Source organism: Sporolactobacillus putidus, assembly GCF_014647035.1.
Taxonomy (GTDB): domain Bacteria; phylum Bacillota; class Bacilli; order Bacillales; family Sporolactobacillaceae; genus Sporolactobacillus; species Sporolactobacillus putidus.
The window spans coordinates 199,527-212,168 of the sequence record NZ_BMOK01000001.1 but is presented as its reverse complement, the minus strand read 5'-3'; the positions used below and the strand labels follow the sequence as shown (position 1 = coordinate 212,168).

At 48.5% G+C, this 12,642-nt stretch carries 11 protein-coding genes and 1 riboswitch; of the genes, 10 read left to right on the top strand and 1 reads right to left on the bottom strand.

The genetic code is table 11. The features are described from left to right. Positions 1-65 precede the first annotated feature (65 nt). The 3 genes from trxA to IEX81_RS01115 all read left to right on the top strand — a co-directional run bounded on the left by trxA (position 66) and on the right by IEX81_RS01115 (position 4,102). Entirely contained in the window at positions 66-383 is a 318-nt protein-coding gene (trxA, locus tag IEX81_RS01125) for a thioredoxin (protein WP_188800979.1), read from the top strand. A gap of 281 nt (positions 384-664) precedes the next feature. Next, the gene (gene uvrC / locus IEX81_RS01120; RefSeq protein WP_188800976.1) at positions 665-2,446 is read left to right on the top strand and encodes an excinuclease ABC subunit UvrC; all 1,782 of its coding nucleotides are present in this window, start codon (positions 665-667) and stop codon (positions 2,444-2,446) included. A 62-nt stretch (positions 2,447-2,508) separates the two neighbouring features. Next, a riboswitch (Lysine riboswitch) is annotated at positions 2,509-2,685 on the top strand. Between the two features lie 184 nt (positions 2,686-2,869). Then, positions 2,870-4,102, top strand: coding sequence for an aspartate kinase (locus IEX81_RS01115; protein ID WP_188800974.1), 1,233 nt, complete (start codon positions 2,870-2,872; stop codon positions 4,100-4,102). Between the two features lie 92 nt (positions 4,103-4,194). Here IEX81_RS01115 and IEX81_RS01110 read toward each other — a convergent pair whose 3' ends face one another. Next, on the bottom strand, positions 4,195-4,674 hold the full coding sequence (locus IEX81_RS01110) for a YslB family protein (protein WP_188800972.1): 480 nt from the start codon (positions 4,672-4,674) through the stop codon (positions 4,195-4,197). Positions 4,675-4,873: 199 nt separating this feature from the next. On the opposite strand from IEX81_RS01110, the gene IEX81_RS01105 reads away from it, so the two are divergent. From IEX81_RS01105 to IEX81_RS01075, 7 genes are all read left to right on the top strand, one after another. Next, positions 4,874-5,482 (top strand): succinate dehydrogenase cytochrome b558 subunit, encoded by a 609-nt coding sequence (locus IEX81_RS01105; RefSeq protein ID WP_188800969.1) that lies wholly within the window; start codon positions 4,874-4,876, stop codon positions 5,480-5,482. A 38-nt stretch (positions 5,483-5,520) separates the two neighbouring features. Then, a complete protein-coding gene (gene sdhA / locus IEX81_RS01100) occupies positions 5,521-7,272 on the top strand; it encodes a succinate dehydrogenase flavoprotein subunit (RefSeq protein WP_188800966.1) in 1,752 nt (583 codons plus the stop codon). 12 nt (positions 7,273-7,284) lie between these two features. After that, positions 7,285-8,055 (top strand): succinate dehydrogenase iron-sulfur subunit, encoded by a 771-nt coding sequence (sdhB, locus tag IEX81_RS01095; protein WP_188800963.1) that lies wholly within the window; start codon positions 7,285-7,287, stop codon positions 8,053-8,055. Between the two features lie 134 nt (positions 8,056-8,189). Beyond that, positions 8,190-8,414, top strand: a complete 225-nt coding sequence (locus IEX81_RS01090; protein WP_010026148.1) for a helix-turn-helix domain-containing protein — start codon at positions 8,190-8,192, stop codon at positions 8,412-8,414. Positions 8,415-8,658: 244 nt separating this feature from the next. Beyond that, a complete protein-coding gene (locus tag IEX81_RS01085; protein ID WP_188800960.1) occupies positions 8,659-11,469 on the top strand; it encodes a sigma-54-dependent transcriptional regulator in 2,811 nt (936 codons plus the stop codon). Between the two features lie 220 nt (positions 11,470-11,689). Beyond that, entirely contained in the window at positions 11,690-12,139 is a 450-nt protein-coding gene (locus tag IEX81_RS01080; protein WP_188800958.1) for a PTS sugar transporter subunit IIA, read from the top strand. After that, on the top strand, positions 12,136-12,627 hold the full coding sequence (locus tag IEX81_RS01075; protein ID WP_188800956.1) for a PTS sugar transporter subunit IIB: 492 nt from the start codon (positions 12,136-12,138) through the stop codon (positions 12,625-12,627). Before IEX81_RS01080 ends, IEX81_RS01075 begins: the two co-directional genes overlap by 4 nt. The last annotated feature ends 15 nt before the right edge of the window (positions 12,628-12,642 follow it).

Below are 12,642 nucleotides of genomic sequence, written 5' to 3'. Positions count from 1 at the left end.
TTAAGTGGAGATGCTATACTTTGTCACATAAGGCATAATGAATGATACAAGGAGGTCATTATCTAATGGCTATCAATCAGGTAAATGACGCAAACTTTGCGGACGAAACATCGAAAGGACTCGTGCTTGCCGACTTTTGGGCGACATGGTGCGGCCCATGCAAAATGATGGCTCCGGTTCTTGAAGAAGTCGACTCCGAATTATCGGATAAACTGAAAATCGTCAAGCTGGATGTTGACGAAAACCAGGCTACAGCGAGCAAATTCGGTGTCATGAGTATTCCGACAATGTTTCTTTTCAAAGACGGCGAGATTGCGGATAAGGTTGTCGGCTTTACGCCGAAGGAAGCCCTGGTCGACCGTATCAAGCAGCACATCAGCTGATTGGGCGGATCAGGTACAGATCAGAAAACCGGAGCAAAAACGCGTTAAGCGCTTTTGCTCCGGTTTTCTCTATTTCACGCCGGGACGGTTGAATCTTTTCCGGATCTCGGTAATAATAAAAGAATACAGGTGTTCTGTTTTTTTATACTATAAGTATAAAATTTTTTAAGAATTATAGTATAAGCGCAACTAAGGCAACGCCCGTGCCAAAGGCTTGGCGAAGCTAAGTTTTCTAATCATATTCTGCCTGACAGTCTTTGCTTATAAAGGATGAATGAAACATGGTCAGCAAAAAAATCAAAGAGAAACTCAGCCTGCTGCCGAAGCAGCCGGGCTGTTACCAAATGAAAAACATACAGGGAGAAATCATCTACGTCGGAAAAGCCAAAAATCTGTTCAATCGCGTTCATTCCTATTTCAGCGGGTCGCACGATGCCAAGACGCAGCGCCTGGTCGCAGATATTGATGACTTTGAGTATATTGTGGTGTCCTCGGAAATCGAATCTCTTCTGCTTGAAATCAATCTGATCAAGAAATATGAGCCGAGATACAACATCATGCTTAAGGATGACAAAAGTTATCCTTACATCAAGCTGACATCGGAGACGTATCCCCGTCTGATCATCACACGAAAGGTCAGCCGGAGGAGCGGCAAATATTTCGGCCCTTATCCGAACGTGACGGCTGCGAATGAAACCAAGCGGCTGCTTGACCGGCTTTATCCGCTCCGAAAATGCCATACGATGCCGAACCGTGTCTGTCTGTATTACCATATCGGCCAGTGCCTGGCGCCATGCGTCAATGAGATCCCGAAGGAAACGTATCGGGAAATGGCCGAAGACATCACCCGTTTTCTGAACGGCGGCTATCAGGATGTGAAGCTCAGGCTGAATGAAGAAATGATGCAAGCGTCGGATCAGCTTAATTTTGAAAAGGCGAAGGAGCTGCGCGATCAGATTCGCAGTATCGAAACTTTGATGGAGAAGCAGAAAGTGATTTTCAATGATCTCGATGACCGGGATGTATTTGGTTACGCCTATGATAAAGGATGGATGTGCGTCCAGGTCTTCTTTATGCGCCAGGGAAAATTAATCGAGCGGGGCGCGTCGATGTTTCCTTTTTATCAGGAACCGGAAGAAGATTTTCTGACTTTTATCGGCCAATTTTATTCCCGTCAGAATCATATCAAGCCTAAAGAAGTGCTGATTCCGAATAATGTCGATCAGCAGCTGGTCGGACAGATGCTTGAGACCGCCGTGCTTCAGCCGCAGCGCGGACGAAAGAAAGAACTTGTGCAGATGGCGATCAAAAATGCGCAGATTGCCCTTAAAGAAAAATTCGCTTTGATTGAACGCGACGAGAAGCGGACGGTCGGCGCCGTTGAACAATTGGGTGAAGCGCTGGACATGCCGGCGCCGCGCCGTATTGAAACGTTCGACAACTCAAATATTCAGGGAGCGGATCCTGTTTCAGCCATGGTTGTTTTTGAGGACGGGCGCCCGAAAAAAAGCGATTACCGTAAATACCGTGTCAAGACGGTTGAAGGTCCGGATGATTACGCGACGATGAAAGAAGTCATCCGCAGGCGCTACTCCCGGCTGCTCAGGGAAGGCGCGGTTCTGCCGGATCTGATCCTGATCGACGGCGGCAAGGGCCAGCTGTCTGCGGCGATTGATGTTCTGGAAAATGAATTCGGCCTTTATATTCCTGTCTGCGGTCTTGTCAAAGATGACAAGCACCGAACCTCGCAGCTTGTCATAGGCGAGCAGTCGCAGCCTGTTCCTCTTGCCAGAAACAGCCAGGCTTTTTATCTTCTGCAGCGGATTCAGGATGAAGTGCATCGTTTTGCCATCACGTTCCACAGGCAGGTCAGAAACAAAGCCATGATTCATTCCGTACTGGATGATATACCGGGGGTCGGCAAACAGCGAAAGCAGGCGCTGCTGCGGAAATTCGGTTCAGTGAAGAAAATTCGCGAGGCAAGCAGCGAGAATTTAATGGAAGCCGGTCTGCCTCAGAAAATAGCAGAGACCGTGAAAAAATATTTGGACAATCCCACTTAAAAAGTATTGTTTCAGGGCATAAGTTTTGTTATAATTTCGGTAACTTAATTTTTTCAAATATCTGAAGTGATAGAGGAGCAGTCTTCATGACTAAACCGCGTGAGAAGGATGAACTTCACCGACCGCGGCGGAAAGGGAAGCCTGCCGAAGCCGGGTGCGGTTCATCACGCGACCGGCTGGATCTGCACTGAACAAGTGCAGGGCTGTCACACTCAAGGGTGTGGAGGACTATCTCAGCATGTTGGAAAACGTTTGACTGTTCAACAGCGGGGATTCTCGCTGTTCTTTTTATCACCCAGGATGTTCAAATTAAAGGATGTACGTGCTCTTTCAAAGATCGTCCCGCTTATTTTCACATAGAGGACGCGGGGAGGAGCGGCGGCAGATCTTATGCCGGTCAACAGCTAAAGGAGCGAGTGAAGAGTGGCTTTAACAGTAATGAAATTTGGTGGAACATCGGTAGCAACGGTGGAGCGACTGCAGAGGGTTGCGGACAGGATTATCAGGAAGAAGGAGGCCGGCAATCAGGTGATTGTCGTCGTCTCTGCAATGGGTAAAACAACGGATGCGCTCGTGTCAATGGCCGGCGAGATCTCGGACAGGCCGTCAAAAAGGGAAATGGACGTGCTTCTGTCAACGGGCGAACAGGTGACGATCGCTCTCCTCGCTATGGTACTGATTGAGCGGGGCTGTCCGGCGATTTCCTTCACGGGCTGGCAGGCTGGGATCAAGACGGAGGACGTTCATGAAAGTGCGCGGATCGGGTCGATCGATACTTCACAGATCCGTCCGCACTTGAAAGAAGGCAAGATCGTCATTGTTGCCGGTTTTCAGGGAGTTACGGAAAGCGGCGAGATCACGACGCTCGGGCGGGGCGGATCGGACACGTCGGCTGTCGCGCTGGCTTCGGCTTTCGGTGCCGAAAAGTGTGAAATTTATACGGATGTCACGGGTGTCTTTACTACGGATCCGCGTTATGTGGCCAAAGCCAGAAAACTGAAAGAAATCAGCTATGATGAAATGCTTGAAATGGCTTATCTGGGTGCGGGCGTTCTTCACCCGCGGGCCGTTGAATATGCAAAGAACAGCCACATCGAACTGGTTGTATGCTCGTCATTCACGGATGAGGAAGGCACGGTGATTAAGGAGGAAGTTGCAATGGAGAAGGCAAAGGCTGTCAGAGGGCTTGCATTTGAAAAAAACGTAACGAAAGTGACACTGCTCGGGCTCCCGAACAGTGTCAGCGCCGTATCGCGGGTGTTCGACGCGATCGCGGATCGGCACATCAATATCGACGTCATCGTTCAGAATGTGCTTGACGAGGAAAAGACAAGCCTGTCTTTTACAATCGATCACGATGTGCTGAATGAAACGGTCGACGTGCTGCGCACTCAGGAAAAAGAACTGGAGTTTCACCACTTGATTTTTGAATCCGAACTGGCCAAAGTATCGATTGTCGGATCCGGCATGGCTTCAAACCCGGGAGTGGCCGCCCAAATGTTTCATGCACTGGCCGCAAAAAATATCAAAGTCAAAATGATCAGCACTTCTGAAATCAAGGTTTCGACCATCATCGATGAAGACAGGCTTCTGGAAGCGCTGGACACGCTTCATGAAACTTTTCACCTTGCGGAGCAGGAATCAATCAGCCTTTGATTCAAGCCCAGGACAGGTAGAAAAAGGGACCCCTTGGATGCAATCCCAGCGGGTCCCTTTTAATCTTTCATTTTCAACCGGACGGTTCACGTTCACTCTGCAGCCTCTATGCTTCTGTCAACCGAATCCTTCGCGTCCCATTTCACTGAAAATATAACTTTCTTTTCGCGGCCTGTCCGTATTTCTGTATAGGTTTCCGCCACAAATCCGAGAATCCGCTGCATCTGTTCGGCAATGAAACCGGCTTCCAGAGTAAAAACAACGGATTCGGGATAATCTTTGATTCTTGATTCAATGAGGGCCGACCGGCAGTCAAAAGTGATTTTATTTTTTCCTTTATCAACCAGTGTTAACGTTCCCCATCCTGCCTGCGCAAAAAATTCTGTCAGCTGCTCCTCGCTGTTCAGTGGGTAATGCCTGCCGATTTTCCGGCCGGACCAATAAAGAATCGATGCGGCTTCTTCCCCAAGTAGTTCGGATATCAATTCATTTCTGATTAATTCATAGCCAAAAGCCGGAACACTGGCATCACCAAAGTGTTCAGGCTGCGGATAGATGTCGCCCCTAGTCATCTCTTCATCTCCCTCTCCGACTATTATATCTTTTTTTTCTTAAATTCACTACGACAACATAGAAGACAGCGTTTCCACTTTTTCATTGACTGTCAAAAAACCGAGGGTTACAATGAATTTGTGACAAATAGATGTCATCAAAGAATGGCAACCAGCCAAATAATAAAGCGCTAACATTTCTGTCGGAGGGGGAAGTATCATGGCTGAAAATGATTTCGCCCGGCACCGCCTGCATTCTCTGTTAGGGGTTGTTCCCGTCGGCCTGTTTCTGGTCGTCCACCTGACTGTCAATTTTCAGGCAACAAAGGGACCTGGGGCTTTCAATCAAGCGGCGTCTTTTATGGAAAATCTTCCATATCTGCTCTTTTTGGAAATTGTACTGATCTATCTACCAATTTTGTTTCACGCAATTTATGGGATTTACATTGCGTTTACTGCAAAAAACAATGTCAGAAATTTTGGCTTCTTTAGAAACTGGATGTTTTTGCTTCAACGGTTATCCGGTTTGTTTCTGGTTGTTTTTCTTGCATGGCATGTCTGGGAAACAAGAGTTGCTATGGCACTCGGAACACCATTGAATTATGAAATGATGGCTCATATTCTCAGCAATCCCTGGATTATTGCTTTTTATATCATAGGCATTTTATCAGCCGTTTTTCACTTTTCGAACGGGCTTTGGTCGTTCTGTGTGCACTGGGGTCTGCTCGTCTCTCCGCGTGCTCAGCGAATCGGGACTTATGTATCGCTTATCATTTTTCTCTTGCTGGGCTACGTCGGCATCAGCGCTCTATTTGCTTTTATCGCATAATAAGAGAGACTACTAATCTATGAAGGAGAGTGAGCCCATTGAGTAAAGGAAAAATCATCGTTGTAGGCGGAGGCCTCGGCGGTTTAATGTCCACGGTCAAAGCAACAGAAGCAGGTGTTGAAGTCGATCTTTTTTCAGTCGTACCGGTAAAACGGTCGCATTCTGTGTGCGCCCAGGGCGGTATAAACGGAGCAGTGAATACGAAAGGCGAAGGGGATTCAACGTGGCAGCATTTTGACGACACCATATACGGCGGCGATTTTCTCGCCAATCAGCCTCCTGTGAAAGCCATGTGCGAAGCGGCGCCGGGTATCATTCACTTACTGGACCGCATGGGGGTCATGTTTAACCGTACCCCGGAAGGATTGCTGGATTTCCGAAGATTCGGTGGCACACAGTTTCATCGGACGGCTTATGCGGGCGCGACGACCGGCCAGCAGCTTCTGTACGCGCTGGACGAGCAGGTCCGGCGGCAGGAAGTCCGCGGCCTCGTGCACAAGCACGAATATACTCAGTTCCTTTCGACGGTCATTGATGACGATCAGGTTTGTCGCGGCATCGTCGTCCAGGATATGAAATCAATGGAAATTTCCGTTTTCCGGGCAGACGCCGTGATTATGGCCACCGGCGGACTGGGCGTCATCTTTGGAAAATCGACAAATTCGATGATCAATACCGGATATGCCGCTGCAGACCTTTACCAGCAGGGTGCGTATTTTGCAAACGGTGAATTTATTCAGATTCATCCGACAGCCATTCCGGGAGAAGACAAACTCAGACTGATGAGCGAATCCGCGCGCGGAGAAGGCGGACGCCTGTGGACCTACAAGGACGGCAAACCGTGGTATTTCCTTGAAGAAAAGTATCCGGCTTACGGCAACCTCGTTCCCCGCGATGTGGCGACACGCGAAATCTTTGATGTCTGCATTAATAAACATCTCGGAATAAACGGGGAGAACATGGTTTATCTCGACCTTTCTTTTAAGGATCCTCATGAACTGGATGTCAAACTGGGCGGAATTATCGATATTTATGAAAAATTTGTCGGCGAAGATCCGCATAAAGTGCCGATGCGCGTTTTCCCTGCCGTTCACTATTCGATGGGGGGACTTTGGGTCGATTTCAACCAGATGACCAATATCAAGGGTCTGTTTGCCTGCGGAGAATGTGATTACCAGTATCACGGAGCCAATCGCCTCGGTGCGAACTCGCTGCTGTCTGCACTTTACGGCGGCATGGTCGCCGGACCGAATGCTGTCGAATATGTCGCCAGCCTCGACAAACAGAGTGAGGATGTTTCGTCCGCGCTCTTTGATAAAGCATTGCAGCGGGAACAGGGGAAAAATGATGCGATCCTGGCGATGGACGGAAATGAAAATGCGTATATCCTTCATAAAGAACTCGGTGAATGGATGACCAAATATGTGACCGTTGTCCGTGAAAACAAAGGCCTGCTGAAAGCGGACGAAAAGATACAGGAATTAATGGAACGTTATAAAAAGATCAATATCAATGACACATCAAAATGGAGCAATAGCGGTGCTTCGTTTACCCGTGAACTTTGGGGTATGCTCGAACTGGCGAGAGTGATCACGCTTGGCGCCTATAATCGCAACGAAAGCCGCGGCGCGCACTACAAACCTGAATTTCCGGAAAGAAATGACAAGGAATGGCTCAAGACAACTAAAGCAAAGTTCAACCCGGAGAAAAACGGACCCGATTTTGAGTACGAAGATGTGGATATCTCACTGATTAAACCGCGGAAACGTGACTATTCAAAAGCACATTAAGGGGGAAGGATCATGAGTGAAGCAAAGACGGTAAAAACAGTACGGCTGATCATCACACGCCAGGACGGGCCGGATGCGACCCCTTATATAGAATCGTTTGATGTGCCCTATCGGCCGAATATGAACGTGATTTCCGCTTTGATGGCGATTCGGCGCCACCCGGTCAACTCAAAGGGGGAGCAGACTTCTCCGCCTCAGTGGGAGATGAACTGTCTTGAAGAAGTCTGCGGCGCCTGCTCCATGGTCATCAACGGAAGACCGCGTCAGGCGTGCACGGCGCTGATCGACAAACTGGAGAAACCGGTCCGTCTGGCCCCGATGGGCACATTTCCAATCGTTCGTGATCTGGTCGTCGACCGCACCAGAATGTTCAACGCCTTAAAGAAAGTGAAGGCATGGATTCCAATCGACGGAACGTATGATCTTGGTCCCGGGCCACGCATGGCCGAAAGCAAACGCCAGTGGGCCTATGAGTTGGCAAAGTGCATGACATGCGGTGTCTGCCTTGAAGCGTGCCCTAATGTGAACAGCAAATCCAGCTTTATAGGTCCCGCTCCGCTTTCGCAGGTCCGGCTGTTCAACGCCCATCCAACGGGAGCGATGAACAAGGCGGAACGGCTGCGGGCCATCATGGGCAAGGGCGGGATCGAAGGCTGCGGAAATTCGCAGAACTGCGTCGAAGTTTGCCCGAAAGGCATTCCTTTGACGACATCGATCGCCTCCCTGAACCGGGCAACTATGGCTCAGTCTTTCCGTGACTTTTTCGGAAGCGACAACCAGTAACGGCATTTCCAGAGGACCTTTTAATAGCAACCATTTCTGAAAATGTTGCTCACGAATCATTTGTCGTCTTCATAAAATATAGGGACTAAAAGCCTTCCCCGCCCGCTCTATTGCTGAGCAAGGAGGGGGAATTGTTGAAGGAAGAATACCATCGTCCAAAACCATTGCTGACGAAGAGGGAAAGAGAAGTTTTTGAACTGCTTGTTCAGGACAAAACAACCCGGGACATTGCTAAAGAACTCTTTATCAGTGAAAAAACCGTCCGCAATCATATTTCAAATACGATGCAAAAATTGGGTGTGAAAGGACGGTCCCAGGCGGTTGTCGAACTGCTCAGGCTCGGAGAATTAAAATTATAGCACTGGCCGGCTCCTGACAAAAGAGCCGGCTGTTGTTTTCAGAGGGTAACAGAGCGGACTGTCCGAATGCTTGTCGAACAGTCCGCTCATAGAGATAATCAGCTTGAAAACTCCGACAATTAATTGTACTCTTCAGATGAGAAGGATTCCGGCTTTTTTTCTCGAATGTATTAAACAAAGGTTTAATTGGAACGGGTACTGTGACCGTACAGATGAAACCGGTTGACACAACGGAGGGGTAACGATGACGCGCAGAAAAGAAAAAGTATACGAAGAACTGGTCAGACAATGCGACGGGATGGACAAGAACACATTATTAAGCAAATCAGGTGTTCCTGCCTCAGAAGTTGCCGCGCATCTGGGTATGCTCCGAAGCAATGCCTGTTTAGAGCTGAATAATCTGGTCAGAGAAAATAAGGTCATTAAATTTGTTACTCGTCCGGTATTATACGTTCCGGCTTCCGTTCTGCAGCGCGTATTCGGGAATGTCATTGACGTGTCCGTTGTTAAAGCGCGGTCGGTCAATGATTTATTACAGCAGAAGAAGAGTAAACCCAAGTCGCTTCCCGAAAAGGACCCCTTCAGCCAGCTAATCGGTGCGGACCAGAGCCTCAAAGCGAGCGTGACTCAGGCAAAAGCGGCCGTGGTCTATCCCCCGCGCGGACTGAACACCCTGATTCTCGGGCCGACAGGCTCAGGAAAAACATTGTTCGCGCATATGATGCACGGCTATGCCAAGTATACAAAACGACTGGCCGATAACTCGCCGTTTATCGTGTTCAACTGTGCCGATTACTATAATAATGCCCAGCTTCTCCTCGGGCATCTGTTCGGCTATATCAAGGGCGCGTTCACCGGCGCTGACAGCGATACGGAAGGGTTGGTGGCCAAGGCTGACGGAGGCATTCTTTTCCTTGACGAGATTCACCGGCTGCCTCCTGAAGGTCAGGAAATGATCTTTTATTTTATGGACACCGGGAAATACAGCAAATTGGGGGAGACAGGCATCAAACGGGAATCGCATGTGTTGATTATCGGGGCAACCACGGCCGATCCGGAATCCGCGCTGCTGCAAACTTTCCTGAGGCGCATCCCTGTTACGATTAACATTCCGAAATTCAACGAACGCAGCCCGCTGGAGAAAGTCGAGCTGACGAAATTTTTGCTGTCACGCGAAGCCAGACGCACAAATAATCAGTTCAAAGTGAGTGCAGATGTCATCCGGGCATTGATCGGCAGCGTCACGTTCGGAAATGTCGGTCAGTTAAAATCCAATGTGCAGCTGATCTGTGCACAGGGATTTTTGAACAATTTCAACAGCGATTGTATTTCGCTGACGGGAAAAATGCTTCCGTCGGAGATGAAGGAAGGCCTCAGCGTTATTTCACGCGATCAGGAGATAAACAACCAGCTGGACAAATATCTGACGCAGGAAACACTCATTATCGGCAGGCAGGATGGTTTGATGATCGATGACGAGGGCTACGAGCCTCCGGTGGACATCTATAAAATTATTTCCGGGAAATATCAATTTCTTTCTGATGAGGGGCTGTCGACCAAAGATATCAAGACGTTTATCAGCAAAGATATCAAGGCGCACTTCACTAAATTTTATCAGCAGACCACAGGAAGCCGGCTGGAGACACTAATAGACAGCGGCATGCTGTCCCTTGCCCCCAGGATAGAAGCGACATGCACGCGTTATCTCGGTCACCAGATCAGCGAGCAGTTTCTCTCTTTCATCCTGCTTCATCTGGATTCATTTATGCGGCACACATCCCGCAAACTGTCTGTCCTTCCCAAAGAGAGGAAAAACATGGTTTCTCCGGGTTCAAAAGAATACAGGGCGGCCTGCGCGATCGCCAAACTGATTGTTGAAGCATTCAACTTAAACGTTCCGGAGATTGAAATTGAATACATTGCGGTTTTGCTGTCCTCTTCAGAAGAATTGTCCCGCCGGAAAAATGTGGGAATCGTTGTTGCGGCGCACGGAGACCAAACGGCGAGCTCAATGGTCCGCGTCGCCAAGGAATTACTCGGCGATTATCCGGTCGCGGCGATCGATATGCCGCTCAGTGTAAGTTTTAAAGATATTTTTGCAGACATCGTTCATACGGTGAGAAAAATGAACCAGGGTGAAGGGGTGCTGATGATGGTCGATATGGGATCGCTCTATTATTTTGAAGAAAAAATCGCCGCATCGGCGGGCGTCTCCGTCCGCGCCATCGATATGGTATCCACACCGCTGATTCTCGAAGCGGTAAAGAAAGCGAATTATTTGCACCTGAACCTCGATTCCATCGCGGAATCGCTTCGCATGGTAAGAGCCAACAGCGAAATGATTGCAGATGTTGAAAAAGACGGGAAGCAGAAAGCGGTCCTGACCATATGTACGACGGGAAAGGGGACCGCCCAGCGCATCAAGACGATCATCAGCGAATACTTGCGCAGCCTGACCAATGAGAATATCCGGATCATCCCGGTATCCATGGTGGGGCTGTATGAACAGGCGCAGAAGCTGACGGACAAGTACCGGATCATTGCCAGCATCGGTGCGAAGGATCCTAAACTGGATGGTGTACCTTATATTACGCTGCAGCAATTTATCGGCGGCGAAAGCCAGAATATCATCGAACAGGCCATCCTGAGAAAACCGGTAACGGTGAAAGAAAATCCGTCCAATGTCATTGTTAAGGGTGTATGCGAAGACAGCCTGCAGAATATGCTGACTTATCTCAATCCGAAAAAAGCGGTGGAGGCAATCAACGAATTTAATAAGACGCTCCAGAGGGCACTGAATGTGCATTTTAAGAACGCGACAAAGATTCGGATCATTATGCATCTTTCTTTTGCGCTGGAGCGGGAAATCACGCGTACGCCGCTGAAATACACCGAGACCGTCAGTCAGGAGAAAGAAAAAATGTCCGATCTTCTTTCAGAGCCGCTTCAGGTCATTCAGTATAAGCTGAACATCGCTCTAGGCAAAGGAGAAACTTTGTATCTGGTCGATATGCTGGCGGATGAACTTGGAAAAAGTGTATTGAACCTGGCTTGAGAAGCGTACTGTGTGCCAAATAGCCGGTGTTCTGCCGTCAGTGAACCATTTTAAACGATACTGTTTCAAAAAAATAGATTACTGTGTCAATTTCAAAAAATGAGGATCGGAAGAGGCCATGAATGGAGCTACTTTTCATGGTTTCTTTTTTTAATACGCAAATTGGCACGAAAATTGCTTAGATAAAAGTGTAAGCAAGAGAGAAGGGGGGGATTAGAGAGTGGTTGCCATAGTTATTGCCGCACACGGAAACTTTTCGGAATCTCTGATTAGCACGGCCAGGATGATTTTCGGAAATATAGAAAACGTGGAGCAGGTCACATTCAAACCTGGAGAAGGTATAGAAAATCTTCTGGAGAAATACGCAATCATTACCGAAAGTTTTGATGACGATGCTGTATTGTTTCTTGTTGATCTTTTTGGTGGAAGCCCTTACAACGCCGCAAGCCGATTTGTCGCCCGCCGGAACAACATGGACATCGTTACCGGTGTCAATTTGCCGATGGTTATCGAAGTTCTTGGAAAGAGACTGGCAGGCGGAACACTGGAGGACCTTGTCCAAACGGCAAAACAGGCGGGGGCGGATGGGATTAAATCATTTCGCGACATTTTTGCAAGGCAGAAGATGGCCAACAGCGCAATGGAAGATGAAGGAGATGTATTGGGATGAAAATTAAATGGTTACGCATTGATTCACGTCTGATTCACGGGCAAGTGGCAAACAACTGGGTCAACCATGTAGGTGCCAGCACAATTATCGCAGCAAATGACAGCGCTGCCAAAGACGATTTGAGAAAAACACTTTTGCTTCAGGTGGCTCCGGGAAGAACAAAATCCTATGTCATGACGATCGCCAAAACCGCGCGCTGCTATAAGAATCCGACTTATGAGAATCTGGATGTCCTGATGGTTGTCGAGAATCCGACGGACGTTTTGCGGCTCATGGATGAAGGGGTTGAAGTGACCCAGGTCAATGTCGGCGGAATTACGTTCAAGGAAGGGATGACGCTGATTTCCGAAGCGGTTTCCGTATCCCCGGAAGACGTTAAAGCCTTTCAGGAACTGGATAAACGGGGTGTGAAGCTTATTCTGCAGCAATTACCGAATACGCAAAGCTCTGATTTTATGAACAGGCTGAAAAGCAAAGGCCTGATATAAGACATTAGAGAAGGA

Bases quoted from the DNA above. Each gene is read 5' to 3' on its own strand.
- trxA (WP_188800979.1), top strand. From the start codon at position 66: ATGGCTATCAATCAGGTAAATGACGCAAACTTTGCGGACGAAACATCG.
- uvrC (WP_188800976.1), top strand. From the start codon at position 665: ATGGTCAGCAAAAAAATCAAAGAGAAACTCAGCCTGCTGCCGAAGCAG.
- IEX81_RS01110 (WP_188800972.1), bottom strand. From the start codon at position 4,674: ATGACTAGGGGCGACATCTATCCGCAGCCTGAACACTTTGGTGATGCC.
- IEX81_RS01105 (WP_188800969.1), top strand. From the start codon at position 4,874: ATGGCTGAAAATGATTTCGCCCGGCACCGCCTGCATTCTCTGTTAGGG.
- sdhB (WP_188800963.1), top strand. From the start codon at position 7,285: ATGAGTGAAGCAAAGACGGTAAAAACAGTACGGCTGATCATCACACGC.
- IEX81_RS01085 (WP_188800960.1), top strand. From the start codon at position 8,659: ATGACGCGCAGAAAAGAAAAAGTATACGAAGAACTGGTCAGACAATGC.
- IEX81_RS01075 (WP_188800956.1), top strand. From the start codon at position 12,136: ATGAAAATTAAATGGTTACGCATTGATTCACGTCTGATTCACGGGCAA.